The organism is Paenibacillus sp. UMB7766-LJ446, from assembly GCF_030226665.1.
GTDB classification, from domain to species: Bacteria; Bacillota; Bacilli; order Paenibacillales; family Paenibacillaceae; genus Paenibacillus; species Paenibacillus vandeheii.
The window spans coordinates 1-24,192 of sequence record NZ_JASOYM010000012.1; the positions used below are offsets into that span (position 1 = coordinate 1).

Annotated in this window: 32 protein-coding genes and 1 pseudogene; 1 reads left to right on the forward strand and 32 read right to left on the reverse strand. The window is 37.6% G+C overall.

The window, feature by feature from the left end; genetic code table 11:
- Window positions 1-93: 93 nt before the first annotated feature.
- From QP794_RS24555 to QP794_RS24600, 10 genes and pseudogenes are all read right to left on the reverse strand, one after another.
- A complete protein-coding gene (locus QP794_RS24555; RefSeq protein ID WP_285079380.1) occupies window positions 94-735 on the reverse strand; it encodes a FusB/FusC family EF-G-binding protein in 642 nt (213 codons plus the stop codon).
- A gap of 264 nt (window positions 736-999) precedes the next feature.
- Window positions 1,000-1,857, reverse strand: coding sequence for an MBL fold metallo-hydrolase (locus QP794_RS24560; RefSeq protein ID WP_285079382.1), 858 nt, complete (start codon window positions 1,855-1,857; stop codon window positions 1,000-1,002).
- Between the two features lie 655 nt (window positions 1,858-2,512).
- Window positions 2,513-3,448, reverse strand: coding sequence for a GNAT family N-acetyltransferase (locus QP794_RS24565; RefSeq protein ID WP_285079383.1), 936 nt, complete (start codon window positions 3,446-3,448; stop codon window positions 2,513-2,515).
- Window positions 3,449-3,524: 76 nt separating this feature from the next.
- Complete coding sequence (locus tag QP794_RS24570; RefSeq protein ID WP_285079384.1) at window positions 3,525-4,583, reverse strand: alpha/beta hydrolase family protein; 1,059 nt, start codon at window positions 4,581-4,583, stop codon at window positions 3,525-3,527.
- 143 nt (window positions 4,584-4,726) lie between these two features.
- Complete coding sequence (gene cysK / locus QP794_RS24575; RefSeq protein ID WP_285079385.1) at window positions 4,727-5,662, reverse strand: cysteine synthase A; 936 nt, start codon at window positions 5,660-5,662, stop codon at window positions 4,727-4,729.
- A gap of 167 nt (window positions 5,663-5,829) precedes the next feature.
- Entirely contained in the window at window positions 5,830-6,306 is a 477-nt protein-coding gene (locus tag QP794_RS24580; protein WP_285079386.1) for a GNAT family N-acetyltransferase, read from the reverse strand.
- Between the two features lie 61 nt (window positions 6,307-6,367).
- Window positions 6,368-6,922 carry a GNAT family N-acetyltransferase gene (locus tag QP794_RS24585; protein ID WP_285079387.1) on the reverse strand — a complete coding sequence of 185 codons (555 nt, stop codon included), beginning with the start codon at window positions 6,920-6,922 and terminating at the stop codon, window positions 6,368-6,370.
- Window positions 6,923-7,172: 250 nt separating this feature from the next.
- Window positions 7,173-8,236: pseudogene (locus QP794_RS24590) on the reverse strand (polysaccharide deacetylase family protein).
- 416 nt (window positions 8,237-8,652) lie between these two features.
- Window positions 8,653-9,192, reverse strand: a complete 540-nt coding sequence (locus QP794_RS24595; RefSeq protein WP_024632090.1) for a GNAT family N-acetyltransferase — start codon at window positions 9,190-9,192, stop codon at window positions 8,653-8,655.
- Between the two features lie 169 nt (window positions 9,193-9,361).
- A complete protein-coding gene (locus QP794_RS24600) occupies window positions 9,362-9,892 on the reverse strand; it encodes a DUF6933 domain-containing protein (protein ID WP_285079388.1) in 531 nt (176 codons plus the stop codon).
- Window positions 9,893-9,995: 103 nt separating this feature from the next.
- On the opposite strand from QP794_RS24600, the gene QP794_RS24605 reads away from it, so the two are divergent.
- Window positions 9,996-10,343: a hypothetical protein gene (locus QP794_RS24605; protein ID WP_024632092.1), complete on the forward strand. Its 348-nt coding sequence runs from the start codon at window positions 9,996-9,998 to the stop codon at window positions 10,341-10,343.
- Between the two features lie 286 nt (window positions 10,344-10,629).
- On the opposite strand, the gene QP794_RS24610 is transcribed toward QP794_RS24605, so the two are convergent.
- From QP794_RS24610 to QP794_RS24715, 22 genes are all read right to left on the reverse strand, one after another.
- On the reverse strand, window positions 10,630-10,998 hold the full coding sequence (locus tag QP794_RS24610; RefSeq protein ID WP_285079601.1) for an NIPSNAP family protein: 369 nt from the start codon (window positions 10,996-10,998) through the stop codon (window positions 10,630-10,632).
- 21 nt (window positions 10,999-11,019) lie between these two features.
- Window positions 11,020-11,481 carry a GNAT family N-acetyltransferase gene (locus QP794_RS24615; protein WP_285079602.1) on the reverse strand — a complete coding sequence of 154 codons (462 nt, stop codon included), beginning with the start codon at window positions 11,479-11,481 and terminating at the stop codon, window positions 11,020-11,022.
- A 4-nt stretch (window positions 11,482-11,485) separates the two neighbouring features.
- Window positions 11,486-11,950: a hypothetical protein gene (locus QP794_RS24620; RefSeq protein WP_285079390.1), complete on the reverse strand. Its 465-nt coding sequence runs from the start codon at window positions 11,948-11,950 to the stop codon at window positions 11,486-11,488.
- An 82-nt stretch (window positions 11,951-12,032) separates the two neighbouring features.
- Window positions 12,033-12,830, reverse strand: a complete 798-nt coding sequence (locus QP794_RS24625; RefSeq protein WP_285079391.1) for an aminoglycoside phosphotransferase family protein — start codon at window positions 12,828-12,830, stop codon at window positions 12,033-12,035.
- A 13-nt stretch (window positions 12,831-12,843) separates the two neighbouring features.
- Window positions 12,844-13,122, reverse strand: a complete 279-nt coding sequence (locus QP794_RS24630) for a hypothetical protein (protein WP_285079392.1) — start codon at window positions 13,120-13,122, stop codon at window positions 12,844-12,846.
- Between the two features lie 66 nt (window positions 13,123-13,188).
- On the reverse strand, window positions 13,189-13,995 hold the full coding sequence (locus tag QP794_RS24635; protein ID WP_285079393.1) for a GNAT family N-acetyltransferase: 807 nt from the start codon (window positions 13,993-13,995) through the stop codon (window positions 13,189-13,191).
- Window positions 13,996-14,041: 46 nt separating this feature from the next.
- Window positions 14,042-14,926: a hypothetical protein gene (locus tag QP794_RS24640; protein ID WP_285079394.1), complete on the reverse strand. Its 885-nt coding sequence runs from the start codon at window positions 14,924-14,926 to the stop codon at window positions 14,042-14,044.
- Window positions 14,927-14,955: 29 nt separating this feature from the next.
- A complete protein-coding gene (locus QP794_RS24645; protein ID WP_285079395.1) occupies window positions 14,956-15,510 on the reverse strand; it encodes a GNAT family N-acetyltransferase in 555 nt (184 codons plus the stop codon).
- Between the two features lie 164 nt (window positions 15,511-15,674).
- Window positions 15,675-16,076, reverse strand: a complete 402-nt coding sequence (locus tag QP794_RS24650; protein WP_285079396.1) for an NUDIX hydrolase — start codon at window positions 16,074-16,076, stop codon at window positions 15,675-15,677.
- A gap of 83 nt (window positions 16,077-16,159) precedes the next feature.
- A complete protein-coding gene (locus QP794_RS24655; RefSeq protein WP_285079397.1) occupies window positions 16,160-16,591 on the reverse strand; it encodes a GNAT family N-acetyltransferase in 432 nt (143 codons plus the stop codon).
- Between the two features lie 33 nt (window positions 16,592-16,624).
- Window positions 16,625-17,047, reverse strand: a complete 423-nt coding sequence (locus QP794_RS24660) for a DUF1801 domain-containing protein (RefSeq protein ID WP_285079604.1) — start codon at window positions 17,045-17,047, stop codon at window positions 16,625-16,627.
- 92 nt (window positions 17,048-17,139) lie between these two features.
- Window positions 17,140-17,298 (reverse strand): hypothetical protein, encoded by a 159-nt coding sequence (locus QP794_RS24665; RefSeq protein WP_285079398.1) that lies wholly within the window; start codon window positions 17,296-17,298, stop codon window positions 17,140-17,142.
- 22 nt (window positions 17,299-17,320) lie between these two features.
- Window positions 17,321-17,806, reverse strand: a complete 486-nt coding sequence (locus QP794_RS24670; protein WP_285079399.1) for an NUDIX hydrolase — start codon at window positions 17,804-17,806, stop codon at window positions 17,321-17,323.
- 135 nt (window positions 17,807-17,941) lie between these two features.
- Entirely contained in the window at window positions 17,942-18,658 is a 717-nt protein-coding gene (locus QP794_RS24675) for a class I SAM-dependent methyltransferase (protein WP_285079400.1), read from the reverse strand.
- Window positions 18,659-18,870: 212 nt separating this feature from the next.
- Window positions 18,871-19,344 carry a GNAT family N-acetyltransferase gene (locus QP794_RS24680; RefSeq protein WP_285079401.1) on the reverse strand — a complete coding sequence of 158 codons (474 nt, stop codon included), beginning with the start codon at window positions 19,342-19,344 and terminating at the stop codon, window positions 18,871-18,873.
- Between the two features lie 83 nt (window positions 19,345-19,427).
- On the reverse strand, window positions 19,428-19,706 hold the full coding sequence (locus QP794_RS24685) for a hypothetical protein (RefSeq protein ID WP_285079402.1): 279 nt from the start codon (window positions 19,704-19,706) through the stop codon (window positions 19,428-19,430).
- A gap of 187 nt (window positions 19,707-19,893) precedes the next feature.
- Window positions 19,894-20,316, reverse strand: coding sequence for an NUDIX hydrolase (locus QP794_RS24690; RefSeq protein ID WP_285079403.1), 423 nt, complete (start codon window positions 20,314-20,316; stop codon window positions 19,894-19,896).
- Window positions 20,317-20,349: 33 nt separating this feature from the next.
- Window positions 20,350-20,856, reverse strand: a complete 507-nt coding sequence (locus QP794_RS24695) for a GNAT family N-acetyltransferase (protein ID WP_285079404.1) — start codon at window positions 20,854-20,856, stop codon at window positions 20,350-20,352.
- 22 nt (window positions 20,857-20,878) lie between these two features.
- The gene (locus tag QP794_RS24700; protein ID WP_285079405.1) at window positions 20,879-21,430 is read right to left on the reverse strand and encodes a GNAT family N-acetyltransferase; all 552 of its coding nucleotides are present in this window, start codon (window positions 21,428-21,430) and stop codon (window positions 20,879-20,881) included.
- Window positions 21,431-21,591: 161 nt separating this feature from the next.
- Window positions 21,592-22,116, reverse strand: coding sequence for a GNAT family N-acetyltransferase (locus tag QP794_RS24705; protein ID WP_285079406.1), 525 nt, complete (start codon window positions 22,114-22,116; stop codon window positions 21,592-21,594).
- A gap of 292 nt (window positions 22,117-22,408) precedes the next feature.
- Window positions 22,409-22,936 carry a P-loop nucleotide/nucleoside kinase family protein gene (locus QP794_RS24710; RefSeq protein ID WP_285079407.1) on the reverse strand — a complete coding sequence of 176 codons (528 nt, stop codon included), beginning with the start codon at window positions 22,934-22,936 and terminating at the stop codon, window positions 22,409-22,411.
- 160 nt (window positions 22,937-23,096) lie between these two features.
- Window positions 23,097-23,936, reverse strand: a complete 840-nt coding sequence (locus QP794_RS24715; RefSeq protein ID WP_285079408.1) for an aminoglycoside phosphotransferase family protein — start codon at window positions 23,934-23,936, stop codon at window positions 23,097-23,099.
- Window positions 23,937-24,192 lie beyond the last annotated feature (256 nt).

The following is a 24,192-nucleotide window of genomic DNA, read 5'->3' on the forward strand; positions in this document are numbered from 1 at the left end:
GTTTTTTATTCATTGTACACAAAAAAGACCCTATAAGATGACCTTTTTAAAGTGTCCATCTTATAGGGTACATTTTATTACTTGTTATAACCCTTATTTACGAACGGAGAGAATGAACTTCTCCAGCGATTCTGTATTGGTAATGCTGTGATTACATCCTTGGTTATCCATGCATACGTATTGACCAATCGCAGAATAATTATCCGGTAGAGCGTTCTTGGTTTTAACCGTGAAGAAGGCAAGCTCCTGATGTCGATTACAGAATAGGCAATACCCCTTCTTGTGTGTCGGCGTTATTCTTCCCTCAATACCGATAAACTGTCCTTCAAACGGATATACAATGAATAATTTGTTTGTAGCAATATCTACCCAGCTCAGATACGTTACATAACGAAAATCAATGGATTGTAGATCAGGCATTTTCATCTTTTTGTTCTTCGGAAATAACTTCTGAATTTGCTTCAACGTAATCGGTGGATACAACTCCAGGTAAGGTTCTAACGTCTTCAAATACCTTTGGTAATCATCGGTTGTCCCCAGTGACGAAATTTGCTCCAGCAGTTGCTGCTGATTCTCTGTCAGTTCCGTAAATGCTCCTATAATGTTTGTTGCAGCACTGTATCTCACAGTCTCCAGGACCCTGCGGTCCGCGGCGGATTGAAACGTTTTGCGAACAAATTCAGCTTGTCTTTTAATCAGATTATATTGGTGGTTTCTAATAAATGATGTACTCATAGCTTTCAGCTCCTTATTATTCATAAAAAATTCAATAAGGGCAAAGCCTGTTATTAGAAACGATAAAGTTAAGTTTGGGCGAAAGAATTCAGACTATCGCACCCCACACAAAGTATCGCCCCCGATCAGGCTTTGCATGAGTTATTTCTAGCTAACGAGCAATTCAGCATTGCCATCTGAGTAACCCCCAATCAAATATCATGCGAAAAGTATATCAAAGAATTTCGGACGGATCAATTGAAATAGGACCTCATGGATATTCTTTTATTCCGTTGCTTTTGATTGTAATATCTGATCATTCACAAATCCTTGTAAGAAAAAAAGCTCATCGTCATTTGCTTTTCGTTCATTGGCTGCCTCAAATCGCTCAATCGCTTCCTCTATGGATGTGGATTTCACAGCATTATTGGCTAAGATGAGCTCTTTGTAGTATTTATCCATCTCCTCCAAGTCACAGATCGATTCATGACCAAGCAAAAAATGCGTTGCATCATATTTCTGAATATCTTCTATCATAGGCAATAAATGAGACTGTTTAAAATGATATAAATCTTTTGTCGTTGTGCAATACACACTATCGCCTAGAAATATCACCTTTTCATCCGGAATGTACACAACTGTTGAATCATCCGTATGCGTACTTTGAATGGTCTCAAGCACACAAACTTTATTGCCCAAGTCCAGATGGAGAGACTTTTCAAAAGTAATATCCGGGGGATTTAATTGAAATATGTCCCTCTCCGGTATCTCATTTTGTATCGTCTCCATACAATGTGAAGTCATCTTCTTGGAATCCACATACTCCTGAAGAGAGCGGTCATCATAAGAATAGTCCCTCCACTCATTCATCTTTTGGCTAGTTAGACTATTCATAATAATCGTAGCTCCGTATTCATTCATGCCTAAAAAATGATCCCAATGTGCATGCGTGATGACCACATATTTAACGGGTGGAACGTTTAACTTCTCTATTTCATGTAAGAAATCCCTGGCATGTTGAACCGAATTCCCACCATCAACAACAAGGCTATATTTATCACCGCAAACTAACCCCAATGTTGGCCTTTCTTTATCATTTTGGTTAGATAGATAGTAGATCGTTTCACTTAATTGATTTAGCATGTTCATTCTCCTCTATAGTAAAGTCTTGATCCATAAGAGAGAAAATCTGCATGCTTATTTGAATCAACATTTAGATTTTCTCATTTTATTGGTTTACCAATGGAATCACCTCCTTTGTTTCTTCACATACTCGGCTTTTTTCTATGAACTGCTAGCTGCTCAAAGGCATATGCAATACGACTGCTGGGTTCTCATTGTTCATTAGTAAGCGTCGGGGTCGTTGGATATTTTCTTTAAGCGCAGAAAAATAGTATTCCAACAACAGGGACATACTAGCTTCGCCTTTTAAATCATAAAGCACCCTACTCCTCCTAGAAATTCGTCAACGTTCATCCCTTAGAATCTCCTTGATTTCTCTTAATTCTTGCAATATTTCTTTGGTGTACTGGTTACTCTTCGAATTATCCATTCCGATTTTCACAACAAAAATACCAAAAAATAAAGACACTACCAACATTAAGATAGTCTCCAATAGTTACCATCCATCCTTCCTAAAGCAACAATATGTACGCACTACATCTATTGAAGATGAATATCAGAAAATACGGATTGGAGCAGGAGTGTATTTTATAACCCGAGGGATTAAAAACAGCGAAGCTGCCCAGTCTGATAAATCCTCTCGGGTTTGTTATTTATTAAATTTAACCGTGACTATTCAATTTACAGGTAGATACATTGTTTGTATCTCTTGAACACCTGGAACAAATCCAAGATTAAAATAGACTGATTCAGCATCGTTGCCTTCCATGACATATAACTGTAGAACTGGATACTTGTCTTTAAGTTCAGTCAGAGCTCTTTGCAGCATGCGTGTAGCAAGTCCTTTTCCTCTGTAAGCGGGGTTGACTCCTATGCTGTATACTGCTGCTTGATTGTCCTGTAAACATAGGCGACAGTTAGCTACTAGCTGTCCAGTAACCTTATCATATACAAGGGTAGAGGCTTGAGTTAGGTTCTCATTGGTATAATGTATCTCTTGGTTCGGGATAAAGTCTTCTAAGGAGGACTGTTTTCTCCGTAAGGCTTCGAAACCGCCTACAAAGCTGTCAAAGTCACACAGAGCGATTTCATCTTCATTACTGTATTGCTTAGTCCCCGTTTCATTTTCGATAATTTCGGGGCTCTTAATCATAAGATCAGGATCCCAATGCACATTGAAATGATCTGTAGGACGCTGCATCCAGCGGCATCTAAACTCATCTGGCCAGAATCCAGCCCTCGTAAATAAATGTACTTGATCGGGGAGAATTTCATATACCTTGATACGTTGAGTTGGATCAGACCATTTTATAAGTATTTTTTTAAGAAGCTTCAGTACCTCAAATGAATCATTGAATGGGGGAATAAAGAATAGATGATATAACGTATTGGGTGCCATTCTTACCCCACCGATTTTTGAATCTCCTTTATAAATCCAAAAAGAGTTATTCCGCGAAACATTGAAGCCTTCTCCTTTAAAAAATCCAGTATAGGCCATATTATAATAGACAGAACAATACACTCCCCATTCTTCGGGATCAGCCTTTTGAATGGAATATTCATTAGATAAATCATAAGAATAAAGTTCCTCAGACCAATTATTTAATTCCACGCGTCATTCCTCCTCATGAATGCGAACTACCTTCAAAAATTTTAAGCGTGTGTTATCTAAACATCTCTAGTCCCCCTTAAATAACTTGTCCTTTACTATTTATTTGATCAATTCCATCTTCAAACTTATTTTTCAGCAGTTCACGAAATTTATTTTCTTTCTTCTTTAAATGCTCCTCAAAGAAAGCAGTAATATACTTATTAATAGTAGAATGCTTGTCTTCTATCCCATTTTCATTGTAATGTATCGGGATGTCGCTAAAAGTCATATGATGAGCATCGTTTAGTTTTATAAATGAACTATTCAGATCACTCGAGTTAAACAGCGACTCATACCCACTCAGTAACAAAGGTAATAGGTCTGGAGAAATTTCATTTTCCAGTTCTTCAAAAGAGCATTTCTCTTGTCGAGCTATCAATAACGGAACAGATACTCCTTCTTCTTTACTCGCCGTTATTAAATGAAAACTAGGGTCTAATAGAATACTAGCCTTAATTCTCTTGTCTCTTTTGAGCAATTCATAAGCAGCAGCCCCACCCAATGAATGACCAATGATCCCCATTTCATTCACATCGACTATAGCCCTAAGATCCTTAACTGAATCCAAGACTTCAACTACATTTCTCAAAACCCAACGAATATCTTCAGTTCTAAGCTTCAACAGTCGTTTCCAAGAATGGATATCTAAACTGTCTATTTCGGATATCTCATTGGATTGCTGGACAAAGCGGCCGTCAGGAAAAATGGAGAATATAGATTCATGAGTCGCCCCTACAGTAATAACAGCAAATCCGGACTCCACTAAATGTTCTACACAGAAGGAATACATATCTCTAACTACACCAAAAGCCGGAGCTATAACAATAATGGGACAGTTTTTAGCAGCAATATCAACACTCTCATCATTATGTATTTTTGTATCCAGATTACAAATATGATCTCTATCAACGCCCATACTACAGAGCATATCAACAGCTAGAGAAGTATTAGGTTCAAATAACGAAGTATACTTTGACTCATGTTCCACGGGATTGGAAGGATAGTATATGCTAATGAGCACTTCTCTAGTTTCCTTACTTATGGGATCAATACGTGATTCATCCTTCAAAACAAAAATCTTTCTGCCAACAGTCATCGCATTCACCCTTTTTTATTTTTGTTACTACCACACGGTTTAATGTTTACTTATTTCGTTTTTGACCCCTCACCCCTAAATTTCTCCAAAGAAAACATCAACGAAGCGATTAAAAGTACTGAGGGCGGCTCATTAAGTTCATCTTATGCCTCAGAATAAAGGCCTGTTGATAAATATCGTTCCCCTGTATCCGGGAATAGAACAACTATACTTTTATTTTTATTCTCTGGCCTTTTTGCAATTTGTACTGCTGCATAAGCAGCAGCACCAGACGAAATTCCAACTAATAATCCTTCGGATTTAGCTAACAAACGCGCTGTTTCAAATGCATCTTCATTTCTTACCTGTACGATCTCATCAACTACAGATCTATTAAAATTGTCTGGAACAAAACCGGCACCAATTCCTTGAATTGAATGCACTCCTTTAGTCCCTCCAGAAAGTACCGGGGAATCCGAAGGCTCTACAGCTATAATTTCTACATTTTCTTTCCTTTGTTTAAGTGCTTCACCAACTCCAGATATGGTTCCGCCTGTACCCACTCCACCAATAAAAATATCCACTTTGCCTTCAGTATCTCTCCAAATCTCTTCTGCGGTTGTTACCTTATGTACTTGTGGATTTGCTGGATTTTTAAACTGTTGAGGTATAAATGAATTAGGAATTGCAGCTGCTATTTCTTCAGCCTTTTTGATGGCTCCAGACATTCCTTCTGTGGCAGGTGTAAGAACTAGTTCTGCTCCCAAAGCGATCAAAAGCTTCCTACGTTCTACACTGAAACTCTCAGGAAGTGTTATGATTAATCTGTATCCTAATGCTGCAGCTGCAAAAGCAAGCCCTACACCTGTATTTCCGCTCGTCGGTTCTATTATCACTGAATTTTGGTTAATTAAGCCTTTCTCTTCAGCGTCTTTAATCATTCCATATCCGATTCTATCTTTTACACTACCTGCTGGATTAAAGTATTCCAATTTGGCAATGATTTTCGCCTCAACTTGGTACTTTCTCGCAAAATTAGAAAGCTCCAATAGTGGTGTATTACCAATCAGATCTGTGAGATTCTTCGCGATATTAGTCATTATTATACCTCCCAAATACATTTCCAACTAAAATAGTTGGTTTTAATATCACGTTATCATGTATGGTAAAAAATACAACTTTGAACTTCTACTTTACGACACAAGGAAGCAAGAGCTATTAGACTGAGCGTGAAACTTTGTTTTAGAATCCCCTCTAAAAATAGAATTCAAAGTTCCAATACGGTTATGAGCTCGTCGTGGCACACCTCACCATTTTCATGGAATCCAAAGCCCTCATATAGCTTTTTGGCAGCCAAGTTATCAGGACTATATGGAATCCAACAATAACGTGCAGGTCCAGCTGGGAAAGTTCGAATAAACTCCAATATTTTCTTAAATGCTTCACGACCATAGCCCATGCTCTGGTGCTGTTTATCAATCATCAGTCGCAAAATACAATAGCTATTATCAGCAATGAGAGGAAGATCATAACCCGTGATTCCATAAGTTATCATAACAAAACCTACGGGTTGTTCATCTGCGTAAATCGCAAGCGGGAATGGGGTGCCGCCATTGGTTGCAAGGACATAACACGAGGCTACACTCGAAAGGTTCGAAGCAACATATTGTCGCTGTTCTTCTGAAACTTCCAAGTTAAATATAGAACGTCGGTTATCTAGTGTTATTTTTCTGAGCGTAATCATGTGTATTCTCTCCTCACCCAACATCATAGTTTAAGCGGTTTCATGATAACACCCAGTTATCTTACTTGATCTTCTTTCTCATAAATAAAGCTATTTCTTCGTTTTCGCTCGGATTATTTGAATATAGTGATACATCAATTCCTTCTATTCGATAACCGCATTGCATGTAAAAATGAATGGCTGGAACATTCGTATTCTGGGTTTCTAACGTAATAGCTCTGAAACCTTGTTCCTGAGCAATCTCATTCACTTTATTGATCAGCAGCCTCCCATATCCTTTTCTTATGTATGTTTCATTAACCTGCAAATGCCATATCATCAGCGTATTATTCCAATGTTGTGGTTCTGAAATGGCGAGCGCTATGATTTTCCCATCTATAAATATTCCATAAGAAAATCCCATTTTTATGATTTCTTCATATCGTTCCAAATCTTCTGTACTGTTCAATTCTTCTTTTTCGTAGATGTCATCCAAATTTATTAACGTTAAATGCATACTAAAGGAGCCTTGCGTCTCTTCTTTGGTAAGCTCATATTTTTGAGTGGATTTATAACCAAAGCTTCCAAGTTGAAGCCAATCTTCATTGGATAGATTCTCTATTTTTTTGATATCCATTACATCACCCCAGAAATATATATTTCAGCGACCAGCACACAACGTTGTTTTATACATATCTGTTATATCTCTTCTTTCGACTTTAATTTTCCATTTTCCTGCATTTCTACTTTATATCCCATCTATCTACTATAATTCATCGCCAGGAGCACCTTGAAAATCCCGTCGGGTCGGACCCGACAGGATTTCATTTGAATACATATTGTATCTTAAATCAAAAATTCCAGATTAGTTTAACCACTCTGATTATTCAGTTAATCTCTAAATAGTCGATATATACATCCCATGTTCCGTCATCAGCGGTTACAACGAGTTGAATCTCCTGGTTTCCGGTCCCATGGCTGATATTGTTAAGGGTGTAAACCGCGGGACTGCTTCCTCCGAAGTAAAAGGTTCCCTTCGTTTGGCCGCCAATCTTCAAATCGACTCGGGCCATATTGGAATTATTCGAAGCACCACGGAGTGAGAAATTATAAGTGCCGCTTGCAAAATACTGTGTGTATTTGATCAAATCATTATTGGCATACAGAACAACTCCGTTAAAAGGCGAGCTAATATTACCAGTATACTGGCCGCCTTTGGTCATATTCTCGGCTTCCACTTTCGTCCCGGTACTTGGAGGATTGGTTGTACCACCGTCAGGCGCGATAGCCCGGCCAGTGCTCGAAGAGATCATACCGGAGCAAAGGCCTCGGCTCTTCAGGTTTTGTGCTATCTGCGGAATCGCTTGCAATGTCGTTTGATACTGGTCATGCATCAGAATAACGTCACCGTTTTGCATTCTATTCACGGCAGCTACGATCTGGGCGGTGGAGGCGCCATTCCAGTCCTGAGAATCCACGTTCCACAACACTTCGGTTAGACCATTTTGGCTGAGGACAGATTTTAGAGTAGCATTGGTCGCGCCGTAAGGCGGACGGAACAACTTCGGTGAACTTCCGGTTATCGACTGGATGTCTGCTGTGTCCGGGTGATTTCCGATGACATCTGGGAGCTGCTCAATGTCGTCATATCAGGATGCGTATAGGAGTGGTTGCCGATCCACATGCCCGCTGCCACCTGTGCGCTGACCAGAGATTGATTATTTTGAGCGCTTTGCCCTACATTAAACATCGTAGCCCGTAGACCCGCCTGCTTTAACGCATTAAGCACGTTTGTTGTGTTGCCGCTGGGGCCATCATCAAACGTCAGGCCTACATAACCGTTTGGACAGTTGGCATCGGCGGCGCTGACGGTAGGTATAACTGGAATGGAGAACAACGTGCTAAAAAGTGCAACAGACATTGCTGCCTTTACTAGTTTGGCTTTGAACATTATAAATTCCTCCTTTAAAATTTAATAACAATATCGTTGTTCGCTTCACTCCCAACCGTTTAACCTCTCTACTACAATCTAGGAAGTTGACCTCCTCTCTTTCATACGATTACCAACTCTAAAAAAAGCGCTTTCATAATTTGATATTGTATGCCTTGTTTCGTGTATGTAAGCAGTTTCTTCCAGATGGATACAGTATAAACGATATGTATATTTAAAGTAAATTCAATATAAACCAAATTATTCTATTTCCTTTCGCCTTGTCGCTATTATTCCCCTTGGCCCCTATGAACTTGTGGAAAAGGCTGCTTGGACTGCAAACTTCTTCTCCAGCTTCTCTTTGGTAAACCAAGGGGCATGGCTTTTATGAGAACCCTCACTTCATTTCAAGTCAAGCCATATCTTAAATAAAAGGCTTATGTTGCTACCACATGCTGCATTTCTTCACTGCCTGTTAGAAAGCCTGCTCGCTCCACATAATATAAATCATAGATCTGTTCGGCATAATTTATCGATTCATATATCTCCGGGTATATATCATTTGCTAATTTGACATACGGTAATTTTCCAACCGCTTTGTTGGATCGGATGTTTTGTTTGCGAATTTTCAGAAATACCGTTTCAATTTCATATTGCAGAAACAATTCCGCAAAGAAGGCTTCCTTTGCTCGTTGGTTGTAGCCTTTTCCAAAATAAGGAGCTCCAATCCACGTGGCAAGAAACCCCGTCTTATTATCGATTTGATATAGATCAATGGTGCCGATGGGGTGGCCCAGCTCATTAAGGATCGTTCTTGAAATACATATGTTTTGCTCTTCTTCAACAACCACCTGCTTGGTTACGAATAAATATTCTTCATAAGATCGGCACTTATGACGAACATAAGGAAAAACTGCGGGGTCCAGCATTAAATCATACAGTGAGTGGCATTCGTGCAAGTCTCGTTTTTTTAACATTTAAACGACCACCTAGTCCTTTTAGTTCGCTGAGTCAAACAAACTAAGTATATAAAAGGACTTGTGGAATTTAATGAATTCTATATTGCTTTTATGTAAAATTCATCATAGAAATGTTTTCCACATCATTTTGGCTGGACGTCACGTGACGCTCCAATGAAGAGTGCAGTTAATTTTCATTTTTGAATCTGTTTTCCAGTTCCTTAACAAATACCTCGATGGGATACTTATAATCAATTGGTTTGTAGATTATTCTATTATTCCATTGATGTCTCATGGCCTCGTCTCTCAAATCATCGTTTTCATGCTGAATCGTATTCAAAATCAGCATCATTTCATTCATCGTGCCTATAACACTCCTGTTATCCGTTTTTGTAATTACCTCTTCACTACATTCTTTTATATATGAATTGGCTAACGCTTCAGGAATTTGTTCAACAGCAAAATAATCTTGCAAATGATTTACAAAAACCTCTTTTAGTTTATTGGCTTGATTCGTTCGAATTCCGGTTACCGTTAAACTCAATCTAGAAAAATCATTCATAAACACATAATGTTTTTTGCCATATAGCTTAAAGAAATTGACATGCCAACTAAAGAAAGCATCTGCAGGCTGCTCGATTATTTCAGGTTTCACATTCAAATCCTTTAATGTGTCTTTCGTTGCTTTAAAAATTATCATGAATCTTGTTCCTTTCATTTTAGCTTTCTCATCAATATTAATAACAACATTTCATGCGTCGGGATAAAATTTTTGGTTCGAGGAAACATTAATTATACCACTTATCCCAGGGAGTGATGTGATGCTGTACCTTATCAGCTTGGTGCTCATGTTTACTGGCTTAGCCTGTATCAATATTATTTTTTCATATCAGAGCAAGCATATCGACCCTCAATTCTGGTCTACGTTTAAATTCCATCTTTGGATGCTGCCTTTATTCTTCGCAGCTAATCTGAGTGTCGGATATGGCGTCAAGTTTGGTATGAAAGCCGCCAGCCAACTGGGCTATGTCCTGATTATTGCCAAATGCATGGAAGTGCTCATCTCCATATGGATGGGATACTGGTTTATGAAGGAGATCCCTTCATGGAAAACGTGGGTTGGTCTTGCGGTCATCATTATTGGTGTTGTTCTGGTTAAGCAGAAATAGGAAGTCAGTTACAAGTGCTTTCATCTGCTTAAATGCAAATGAAAGGAAGGCCTTCATGGTCAAAGACCTAACACGATGCCACACTTGAAGACTTGATGCATCATATTGTTACTACCTTTAAGTTAAATATGGAACATCGGTTATCAAGTGTAGGATATCGTTGGTTGAAACCTTTTTCCCGTATAGGAATCCCCAATCCTTGTCGCAAGAAAACCTATCATCAAGTCGAGATGTTTTCCATATGGTTTTACTTAGGCGGGGCTGAGAAGGGGTTCATTTATTACGATTAGTTATACGAGGTCTTTAAGATTGTCTTCTCTCGGTCAACTGTCGATTCGAAGAACTCTTGCTTAATATCTTTTCGAAATACTTCCTTATATCTATTTCTTCCAATCTGATCAAAACGTTCTTGTACCCGAATTACATGTTCGTTGTCAGACTTGATATTCTTCTCTATCTCTTCATACTGTTCTAATGTATCATATTCCCACATCGCAAAAATCTCACTGGTTTCATCATCAATAAGCGTATGCCATCTTCCAATCAATCTCGCACCGTACTTCAGTTGTGAAGGTAATAAAATATCATTAAATAAAGCATTAAACTCTTCTACGAATGAAGAAGCTACAACATATGTTTTCCTCCGATATATCATCACTGCACCTCTCTCGTTAAATTAAAAAACGAATCGATATACAATTTCATCATCATATACATCTCCGGTCTCAGCAAATCGCATTTTTTCGTAAAGCTTTCTTGCAACTTCATTATCTGAACATACTGTTAAATTCAAACACTTGCTATGGACATAGTTCTCTCTGATATATCTAATTACCGAATCTATCGTTGCTTTTCCATATCCCTTACCTTGATAACTTGCATCGATCATAAAACCATTCAACCAATAGGACCAAGCTGTTGTTTCATCTACTGTGATCATGACAAAACCCACTAAGCTATCCTCCGTATTATATATACAAAATGGCAGATACCTGTATTCATCTCCATCTGGACGAATGTGCACTTTTGCTAGAGACACGGCTACTGATGGAACATAATGACTTTGATTGGCTTGAACTTGTAAATTTAATGCATCTTTCCAGTTCTCTCTTGTCGTAGGTATTAATCTGATCACAATAAAATCACTCGTTTCGTTTCTTTTTCATATCCGATGGAAGTTCATTTTCAGTTACATTCTGTACAGGATAATCAAGGCCGGCCCATAGCCTGTTAATGATGTTGTCACTAATTATTCTACCTTTATATCCGGTCGAAGTTGTAAGTAGCCCTCTCTCATACATATATACAAGTCTGGAGCCATCATTCTTATTAAATATAATGGAATAGTCTCCATCTAAAGATAGTCCTTTGTCCTTCGGCTTTATCTCACTTAATTTGGTTAGCACGTGAGCAATATCTTTTTTTTCAGTTATATTAATCATTTGGAGATCAGTTGCATTAGAAGGTAAAACAAAATTATATATTTCAGCCTTAACAACTTCCTCAGGCTTTATTGATACAATGCTTTCATCTCTAACTTCTATTAAAGAAACAATGAAAACAACAATAGCAATACTTAAACCAAGTATTAAATAACGCTTTTTCATACTACCTCACCTCTAACGACCACTGCTTGATTCAAGCTGGATCACCTTCCTCATAATTACTTCTATAGCATAAAAGGTTGGATTAACTCCAGTCATCGAAATGCTTCTCAAGAAACTTTGCTTCCTTCTCATAATGAGCCAAATGACCCTCTTCGATCATTTTGATAAATGCAGTCTCCCCAGACGCAGCCCGATCAGATAATGTAGTACACATGAAATGAATTCGAGAAACCACCCATTCCTTCAGATCTGTCGGCACATCCATACCATAAGCATTAAAAAATAACGCTATACGTCTTTTCCGCTCAGATGCATGATCCTGTTTATGATATGGAACGACTTCCCTTTCATCTTTACCCGGTGAAAAGCCTGCTAGCGGAACAGAGGTATACAAGCTGTAAACGATATCCCATATACGCGGACCAGGCCCTGCCATGTCAAAATCAATGATTCCTACAGGAAGTCGATCTTTAAACACAACGTTATACAAAGCAAAATCGTTATGGCAGACTACTTCTTCCTCTGAAGATATCCTTGGACAGGTATTGGAAGACTCGGTACTTGTAATAAATCCCACTGTAGCATCATGATAGCTTTTTAAAAGCTTGGCTACTTCTTCTAAGGTCTCATCCGACCACATATAACTTTCAATCTCAGGATAATCATTTCCCGGAACTACACCGTCCAGGTAAGAAAGAATCTCTCTACCCTGCTCATCTGCTCCCAAATATCTAGGGGAATGCGCATAGCCCACCTTTTCAAGGTGCAAAAGCAATTCATATACATACAGATTCGGTATTGCTTCACGCCGAACGGTGCTCCCAACCTTTACAACCTTGTTCACATTGCCTCCGTTAAGAATCTCCTCGTGTTCCCGCAAAATAAAACTCCTCCTATGTTCGGTTTTGGGTATACCTATTGGTTTTATCCTTTCTGGAATTCCCCGGAAATCCGGAAACCAATAGTACAAATCCGACGAAAAATAAGAAATATACGAGTATACCCGTAAAACCATTATCACTTGCTGGTATTAACTCACGCGCTTTCCCACCTGAAGCATAACCAGCTTCTACTATCGCTATGGATATTCTATCCGAAATTCTATCTAGGGTTGAAATAAAAACGCTGCTAACCATAAGAACCGCACCCAGGATTTTATTTGTATTGTTCATGAGCTGCCTCCTATTTCCGTTTATGATTATAATCCATTTTTAATGCCAAGCCTCCTCAACTGCTTCTTATCTTTCAGACCACGCGGTTCGGATGTATCCCAACTTCATTCCAACATGCTCCATATTTCGATGGCTTTGTGATAAAAAGGAACATTGTCCCACCACCAGATTACATTCCTGTTTCATGGCTTCCGTTATTCTTCTATTCAAAAGCTGCTGATGTACACCCTGATTTCTAAACTCAGGTAATGTTGCTGCAAAGGTTAAGGACGCCTTTTGATTTTTAATAAACAGAACACTTACCGCTGCTTGGATCTCATTGACATATGCGATGTAAAACTTCCATCCTGGACGATGATAAAGAACCTTATTATTCTGCGCGACATAAGGGATACCGTCATCCGACATACCGGTCCCCCGGCAATGGATGGTCGCATATAGCTCGAATTGCTCCTCTTCAAGTTCTTGAATTCGGATATGATCTGATTGATTCCTTTTGTCTTCAGGTTTGATGATCAGGGATGAATGAAAACCCGATGCATACAGACCTAAGTCGGTTAAGCGTTTCAAAAAGTTCTGATCCACCACAGTCGGAATGACTTCGAACTGAACCTTTCGATCTCGCTGTCTATAAAAATCGATGATAGCTTCCATGTGTTCCATATCATTATTTGTTAAGCCCTTCACCGTATTAAAAGTGGGCCAAGGCATGGTCTTACTGTAGAAACAGATGGCATTTCCAAATTGCTGAATCTCAATTCCTTCCGGATTATTGTCCCGACCTTGTATAGCAAGCATACGATCTGTCATATAATCGATTTCAGAGATTTCAATTTCTTTAATTAAATCTAAGGATGGAATCAGTGGATTCATATCTTTACCTCCATATAAAATTATGGGAACTCTATTTTAATTTCCATCAAAAAACTTCATTGCATTGCCTATACTTTACAATGTTTAGACGCTCCCACTCCTTATACAGCTGCTCTTTAGAGAGTATCTTCCATGGATTAAACATCGTTTGCCCATCTTTATTGAAATATAGTTGTTCTCCCAGATGGTACGCTGCATGTTGAATGATCCCATTCTTATCTGTCCATATGATAACGTCCCCTTGAACCAAATCCTCTGTTATTAGCTCCTCGTAATGATACTGTTCTAATTTCTCAAGAAACGTTTTTTGATGTACCCATTCATAGATAAACCATTCCTGTTTTCCTTTGGAGATTGCAAACAAAACTGCTGCGAGGCAATTTGCACCTTGGGAACTAGCAAATGAATTGGCATATGGTTTTAGAAAATCAGGTAGCGACTCAGGTGGCTTCACACATTCTCCTTTATCCCACCATTCGTAAACCATTGTCGTAAGTATCTGTTCTTTACATGATATGTCCAAATTTTCCCACATGAAGCGCTGAAGAATCACATGTCCATCAATTAAATAGCTTGCAGGTATCTCTGACAGATCATGTACAAATGTAACGGGTAAAACAAGTCCCCTTTTACTTTGCACTTGTGCATTTAACAGAGATCGTTTCTTATCTTCAGGGATGTTTTCTATCCATTCTTTTTCAGCAATGATTACATAATCAACGTTCCTTATATTCCAGTACTCATAACCATTTACATAATTCACTTGCCTATATGTGCTGTGGTTATAGAACTCATCTTTTGGCATGAATAGTACATCAGTAAAGTCAAATTCATAATCAAGATGTTCTTTCGATAGGAAAAATAAATCTTTTTCCGGTACATAGCAATCGACCCAAGACCGTAAAACTTTTTTGCCCGGTTTAATTTTCAATATGTATTCCTCCGCGTTGGATTTGGAATTTATTCTTTCATTTTATTTCTCACTATTCCGTAGTAAATCAGATCCTCATATCGGTCGTCTTTCTTGACATGATCCATCAGTACCCCTTCTTTCTTCATGCCAATTTTCTGTATTACTTGTCCGGATGCCGGGTTCGAAGCAAAGTGTCGTGCATATACCTTATGGTATTTTTTCACATCAAAAGCGAAGTCCAAGATCGCCTTGGCAGCTTCTGTTGCATATCCATTTCCCCAAAAGGGTTGACCGACCCAATACGATAACTCACCGTTATCGTAACGTTGGTGATTAGATAATGCGATTGCCCCGTATAAAGCGCCTGTTTCCCTATCACAAATAGCAAATTCGTATAACTTATCCGCATCAAAGTTTTCTTGATGATGTTCTATCCATGACATAGCACAATCTAATGTATATGGGTAGGGTAATGTGAGTGTGCTCTTATATATGTTGTAGTCATTACATAGTCTGGTAACGGTTTCAGCATCTGCTTTCGTAAATAATCTTAATAGTAACCTCTCTGTAGTCATCGTTTTATTGATATCATCGTATATCATGCTATCCCACCTTATTTGATTAAAATGGACCATACTATAATCAATCTATCATTCCTATCGTCTCTATTACGTTATATTTTCCAAAATCATTTATAATAGTCCGTGGTAAATAGTCATACAACCTCAACAACGATGTTATTTTCCAAGATACCTTCACCCCTATGTTATTCAGAAAACTCAACTAAAATGGGATGAGTGCTCTCATCCAATGCTCTGTGAATTCTCTCCTTAAAATTCCCCCATGTTATCATTTCATTGGCTTGTTCCAATGTAAAGAATCCAACCTCATCACTTTCACTACTTGTAGTTAGAGTTCCTCCAATCGGTTTTCCAGTGAATATATTGTTACACACTCCCCGGGTAGTGTTCTGATATAGACCACAAAACTTAATAAGTTCAATATCGATGCCAGTCTCTTCCTTCACCTCTCGAACGGCTGCTCGTGTGATGGACTCACCTTCTTCTACACAGCCCTGAGGCATTTCCCAGCCTCTCCGTCCCTTCATAAGTAAGATTTCATTGTTCTCATTAAGGACAATTACACTTGCAGATACGATAAATTTCATTCAAAATCCCCCTTCTTTAGTTTTAGTTCATAGCCGTAATCCACATTTAATTCCCCTCTGGAGTCATCCAATAGCTTTGTGGTTTATAACTTCTTTTGAAGTAATACTTCTTCCGTTCTCTCATAGTTTGATTTTTCGTATGTCTTTATAGCCATTTCATTTCTTTCACCTGTCAGAATCTTCACACTGGTCACACCTCGTGCTCTGAGTTCATCCTCTATAAAAGCAATCAACAAAGTAGCCAGCCCCCTTCTCCGGGCAACTTCGGTAATATACATTTCTGTGATTTCTCCCTGGAAACCACGATAACAAAAAGATTTAAAATATTGAGCACAAGCAAATCCAACTGCCTGGTCGTTAATAACAGCTAGAGCAATAAGCTCATCAGATAAAGCAAGGCTATCTTTTACTTCATCTACGGATGTACCTACACCATTAAAAGCATCATTGAGCTTTAGAAGGTCCTCTGCATCATTTGCGTTCGCCCAACGAATATACATTTTCTCTTCTGACATCACATAACCTCCAATAATATCTGTCAACGGCAGTTAGTGATCCGGATAGGTTTCTTTCAAAAACCTGATGGATTGGTTGATCAACGCTTGTAATACATCTACATGGATATCTGCAACTTTATTGATGTATACACATGCTTTTCCTGTCGTATGTTTTCCAAAGTCCTTTAATAAATCCTCTCGCTCTGTATCGCCTGTCGCAAAATACAAACTGATTTTTGCTTTTCGGGGAGAAAAACCCACCAATGGTGCATCTCCTTCGTGACCAGAATCATATTTATAATGATAAGCGCCGAATCCAATAATACTCGGTCCCCACATCTTTGCTTTATAACCTGTTGTTTCAGTAAAAATATCTAATAGTTGATACGCATCTTCACGTTTTTGGGTATTCCCAACACTTTCAATAAATTCAATGACACTGTTGTCCGTTTCTTTTGTTTTAAGTTTGTACATTGATAAAATCGCTCCTTCATATATCAGGTTACTCTCTGCCGTTTTAATATAAGAAACAGACTTAATATCATGCCAACAATCAGAAACACTGTTCATTGTTCATAACTAGTAATCAGTATCCGTTCCCAAAAGCCTACTGGCCCAGAATTTGGTCCAGCACTGTAGGGATAGGCAAAAATAGCTGGTACTACTCCCATGGCAATAAAAACGATTCCAATGATCAAAGAAAGGAAATAAACAGCTCTTTTCAAAGATTTCACCCTCCAGCTCCTCTCAAAACCCTTGATAATTCAAGTAATACTTAATTCCAGCACGATCAACATCGGAAAAATCTAATGGGTTCTCCATAAATAATTTATTTAGTTCCTTAATATCAATCCATTGAATATCTACTGTTTCATCACCAGCTTCTAACAATTCTCCACTTGCCTTACATCTAAAATAATATCCAACGGAATCAATTGGTCCCTTAGTGGTTTGATAAGCTGCGAATGGTCTAATACACTCCACTTCAAATTCAGGATTAATTCCAGTCGTATCAATTCTTGTTTCCATTCCTTCTATTTCGTAGATAGTTAATCCAGTCTCTTCTTTAACCTCTCTTACCAGAGCTTGGACTAACGATTCAAACAATTCAATTCTACCTCCAGGAAGTTCAAACTGAAAAGCAGAGTCCGACTTTGTTCTTCTTTGTATAACGACTTCAATAGCTTCATTATGAATTCTTTCAATGATCGCTCTTGAGTTAACATAGAACATCCAACCAGTCCTTTATAAGGTTTGAATTTTCTACAATGTTCATATCGTTGTTATATTCGAAATGAATAATTCAGTTCACTTCAACTTCTTTCCTAAAAACAAAGCAACTCTATGGTCTTTAAAAATATATCCACCTTATCTATCAATAGAATTTTTGATTCTATTTAACAAATTGTTTCTGTCCGGTTCCGACAGTTGTCTATGCTTTGAATTGGTATTAAGCAACGAAATATAATCGCTGCTTGTGTATGAAAGAATTCGGCTATATTCTTTGACTTCTATTCTTGTAAAATTACCTGTTTCCTCAGTGATCGCTTTTCTTTCATTTATGGTTTCTTCAGGCGTTTGTAATTTGGAATCGTCTAAATGTGGTGCAAACACTTTATAATGAGATCGTATTTCATTATGAATCTCATCGTACATTGGCACATGAATGGTCCAGAAGAAACCAATTGCACCTGAATCCTCAAGTAACTCCCACACCCTGCGATAACCAAACTGAGGATCAATAAAATGAAATGCAGTACCCGAAACTGCTAATTTAAAAGGACCACCTTCACCGTCCCACTCTTCGAACGATGTATTGATCACTTTAAGAGACTTATAGGATTTGAATTTTTCTGCAGTGAGCCGGGCTAATTTATCCCCCAATTCAATACATGTAATATTTTTATATTCTCTATCAACTAATCCACTTGTTGCTTGTCCAGTTCCGCAACCGATTTCAAGGATTTTATCTTCTTCTACTGCATTTGAATAATTAAAAATATCATCAAACATTTCATCAGGATAGTTGGGTCTATATTTTTCATATTCACTAGCAATACAATTAAACGTCTCTTTACTCTCCACTGGACACACTCCCTTATTATGATTTTGGTTAAATCCAATAACCTTTCTGTATCTATGAACCCTATAAGGGGTCTCAATTGAGATAATTTCTCCAATATCCATCCCTCAGATCAAACTTCCGTCATGACCAAAGCTTGAATATTACGTTATACAATTTTTTCAGCCTTCACGCGCATCAGTCTAAATTTTTTAATCTTATTGTTCTTGATTACCTAAATCATGCGTTTTTCATAAAGCACAATTGTCATTTTGTCGTTAATTTGTTTCGTATCTCCCTTCTGCCTATATCCTAATTTTTCATAAAGGTAACAATTCCCATGCTCTTCTGAAATTGTAGCCAACTCCCATATTTCCGCATGGCTATATATATCTTCTATCATTGAAAATACTTTTTGTGCGATCCCTCTCCCTTGATAGTCGGGTAAAATAAAAACGGGGCTCACTCGATAGGTTTTATTCTCCATTTTTACAATTCTAATAGCCCCTACAGGAATATTTGCTTCTCTAATTAGGTAATAATCTGTAAAGCTTTGATTTATTCGATCTGCTATTTGTTCCACCGTTTCATTTGCTGGGCTTGTTTCAAGGTCTTGATATTTATTTAATAGAGGCATGAATGCTTTTATTTGGATTTCGTGAATGATTGAAGCTTCTTTAAGACTTGCCTTGGATAATGAAATTTCCATTTCATAGCATCCTCCGTTATTGAATCTAATTTGTGTTCTGCTTGTTTAATCTCTTGCTTTCACTAGTTCATTATTCTCATTCATTACAATCGCTGCCGCATTTGCTCAAGATCATATTGGATTGTATTATCTCTTCTTGAATGAAGTCGAAATGCTATTCCAGCACTGATGTTTGAAGGCGTTTTGTGCGAGTAGACTGCTTTTGTCATTTGGGTACTTTTAATGTGATCGATAGAAATCTCTTTATTCAGCTGTTCATTTTCTTGATTGAGATATTGATAAGAGAAATAAGCTACAAGAAGAAGTACTACTGTGAAACTGAGCGTTTTCAGTATTTTAATGATATTATTCCCCCAGCTCATATAACTTTTTATGAACTCCTCATGATGCCTCTCACCCTTAGATAGCTCTTAGCTCTCTTAAACTCTCTTATCTTAAGGAGCTGGGCGTATTAAGTTAGTTCTTCTAGTCTTAGAAAAGTACTTGTCAAACCAGGGGCGAACGCCACAGTGTGTATGGTTTTCATCAATTCACTTTATGTATCACATATCACTTGGTTCCTTCATTGAAGTAAGTGATCTCATTACCGCTAATTAAGTTCCTTATACCCCCTTTATAAAATGGCATTAATTGATCTCCTTCCTCTATATCCTTCCAAGCAATCTCGGAGATTTCATCAGGTCTTACAATTTGTTCAGTACCTCCAGTAATTTCAGCCCTGAAGACTATAAAAATTGCATGTTCATTTAAATGTTCAAATTTACATTCATTTATAGCTACGATGCCATAGACCTTAACATCAAAACCTGTCTCTTCTTTGGCTTCTCGGATAGCAGCTTGCTCTAATGATTCATCTGGTTCTACTGCTCCTCCTGGTAAAGACCAGCTTGAACGTCCTACATTTTTGACCATTAAGACTTTCGATTTTGATTCATCTGTAATTAGAGTGTATGTTACGTTGACTCGTTTCATTGTCCTCTCTCCTTTCTTAATATGAGTGCATATCTATACCTTCGAGATTTCCAATTCATATTTAACTTGCGTTTTACTGTGCCCTTCTATGGTTTCGATCATTTCTTCTATTTCTTCAAATCCACTTTTCTCATAAAATGCCCTTCCTATATGATTCTCTTTCCCTACCCAGGCAAACATTTTATTTATTGGCTTTAAAACTTGAGTGAATCTCTGAACAAACTCTTTACCTATTCCCATTTTGTGATATTCAGGTCGTATATAAATTCTTAGTAATTCATATTCTTCTTCTTTCACTTGTCTTGTTTGAGCATATCCAACGACTTTGCCATTAAATTCTGCTATTAAAAAACTCCGTTTGGCACTTTGAAGATCTCTCTCGACAGATCGACTTAAATTCTCAGTTGAATATGCTCTACTTAAAAAATTTTGTATGTAGCCTTCGGAGTATATGCCTTTATAAGTATAATTCCATGTTTCTTGAGCTATGGATTGAATGTGTGGGATATCCTCATTTGAAACAAATCGAATTGTAATCATCTGGTTACCCTTCTTTCGTTAGCTATGAATGAACTTTATAGTCACTCTTGAGAAATGCATAAATGGCATTATCAACAAATCGATTCTTCCAATAATAATTTTCCTTTAATATCCCTTCTTCTCTAAAGCCGATTTTCTCAAGTACCTTTCTTGATCCCACATTCTCTGGTTCTACAAATGCTTCAATTCGGTTTAAGCCAAGTGTATTAAATCCATATTCAATGACCTTTTCAACCACCTCAGTCATAATACCATGATGCCAATATTCTGGTGTTAGTTCATATCCAATGACAGCTTTATAATGATTTTTCATCCAGCCATGAAAGCCACATGTTCCAATTACTCTGTTTTCAGACTTCAGAGTGATTCCCCACCGAATGGCTTGACCTGTTTCAAATCTTTCATTCCATCTTCGAATTAATTCTTCTGCTTGTTTAATGGTTGTAAAACTCTCAACATCATAAAACTTCGTAACTTCATCCAATGAAAAACAATGAAATATATCACTGGAATCATTCTGTGTTAGTTCTCTTAATACAAGTCTTTTTGTTTCTAATTCTGGAAACTGCGACATTTTAGTTCTCCTTAATGGTTTAAGTATTCTCACTCAGTACTAATCCATATTATTACATATATGAAGTAAATCAAGCAAAAAAAAGCAGATGGTCTCTCATCTGCCCTGAAATATGGAGAAAGACATACAGCTGATTTAAATTTCCCTCCGTGCTCTTGATCTTAATTTTCCTCGACTGCCAATCTCCAGTCATTGCAACGTATGGTAGTCCCAATAGGGTATTCAAAATCACACTCGCCAATATAAGAAAAGCCCAGCTTGCGACAAATGGCATTCGAAGCGGGATTTCTAGTTTTAGGAAAAGCGTGAATGAAATTATGTTTCTTCTTTTCAGAACGAATAGAAGCTATGGCCTTTGCTGTTGCTTCAGTCGCTATTCCTCTACCTTGATATTCAGATAAAACACTCCAACCTATCTCGAAAATAGATTCTTCTTTCCACGTCTGATCCCAATACCCTACACTACCCACGACTTCAAGATGCGGAAGCAAAAGGATCTTAAACATTTTCCCTGTTCCACTTTGGGCGATTTCATAATAGCGCTTATGGCGAGCTAGGATTTTCTCCTCAGTCTCTGGTCCTCCGAAGTGTACTGTCATCTCAGGCGAATTTAATTGACGAAGCAAATCTAGATCTCCTTCGTCCCATAGTTCAATTCTTATCTCTGGCGCATTCCTTTGTTCCATCTCACTCACCTCACTGTTTTTATTTGTAACCAAATTTAGAGGAAGAGATTTGCTATTCTCAGTTCAATTATACCAGAACGTATATTCTTATACAGTAAAAATTTATCATTACCTTTTAATTCTGCTCGCAATAAATCATTCAAATTCAATGTGGAAATATGAAGTTCGAAGGTGTAGGTTGCTCTCGTGAGACTAGCATGAAATGCCTCTTCCAGACCCATCTTGCTGAATCAGGTATTTCCCAGGAGCCGCAGCTTGATTATATGTTATACGATGGTACCTCTTCTTCCAATTAGCCTATTAAAAATCTATTATTGTTTAATATCTCTTCAATCACTTCATCTATCTGGTCAACAGAATATTGTTGGGTATTTAATATATGTCTTTCGTCTTTTAGGGCATCTTTAAATTCATTCAAAAGGATTACGCTTCGTTCTCCCATTTGTATCGTTGGATCTCTTAACTGATCTCTTCTAATAATTGTTTCATGATCAACCATAAATACAACATAAATAATCCTTACATTTATACTTTCCAGCTCATTAGCTAACCATTTAGCCTCCGTTGGAAACGTCACATAATCTATAACAACATCGTAACTAAATTCAATGAGGTTCTTCACTAAACTTAAAATATTTATCCACGTTAGCTTATGAGTTTCTTGACAGATCCACGGCTTTCCCCTCCCGTTTACAGGTAGATGACTAATATCATCACCAGATATATATGAACTGCGATCCAGATGTTCAACAAGTTTCTTTGATGTAGTAGATTTCCCGACACCGGCAGGGCCAGAAATGACGTAAACGGATCTTGTCATGTTGTAGCCTCCTTTGAATTTACTGCAATATAATAGCCTTTTGCGCTTTCGTCTAATGTTCGTCGTTGAGAGCTAATTCAACTTCTCTCTTTCATCTTCATGAAAACCATGAAGAGAAGCAGCTTTGTATACATTGTAATCTGAATAATCCCCTCCTCAATCACTTAAGAAAATTTGTTTGAAGTGTCCATTCTAATCTTCTAACCCATTCGTTCTTTACATCCATATTCGCATTTTTTATTCGATTCATAATATTTAGAATCCGAGAAATCGAGAACGCTTTCAATAATTCTTCATTAATTTGTACATTTGAATATGAGCTATACTCACTTATAAAAATCCATGAAAGATCCTTCGCAAACATTGGATAATGCAGATGTACAAACCATATTACCCATGCGATATCCTGAAGAGGATGCCCCCATCCGGCCCATTCCCAATCAATAATATACAATGTGTCATCTAAGCTAATTGCATTATGAGGTCCATAATCACCATGTATTAATGTTTCCTCTTCTTCAATATCAATGTTAAGTAAAACTTTAACTTTTTCTTTTATGACACTTGGTATGAAATCAATAGAATCTATATCAACATTTATGAGGTTTAATATCGGTATATTGGAGTTGAACTCTCTAAGCTGTATTGAATGAACATCTTTTGCTAGATGCTTTCCAAGTAGCTTAAAAATTTCTTGAGCTTTGACATTATCATTATCATCCAGATATTTTTGGCTATTCACTCCCTGTAAATAGTCCAAAATAATGTACAAAAATCCGTTATCTTCAAAATAATCGTGTATTCTAGGCGAGATTCTTGCCTCGTTCAAGAGAGTTAGACAATTAATTTCTACTCTAGCATCAATACTGTTATTAGTTGAGATCTTTGCAATAACAGGCGGGTTTGTACCTTCAAGTAAAAATGTACTGTTGGTATATCCTCCTGAAAGTTCAATCAATTTAATATTTTCAAATTTACGAAATAAGATTTCGTGAGACATCTGATTCGCACCATCTTTCTTTACACTTATGGTCTTTCAAATAACGTTCCCATATTCGCTACGCGAGCCGACCTTAGATAGCTACTATCTTAGGTCGGCTCGCATGTCAACAGAGTCACTTCCCTGATTGTTGATTGAACGACAAGGCCTATAAACCCTATCGTAAGAATTTAATTTTAGATGATGTCACCTGCTGACTTTAAAATCACTATTTCGTTCTCCATTCATTAGCTTTCAATCTATAGATTATTCCAAT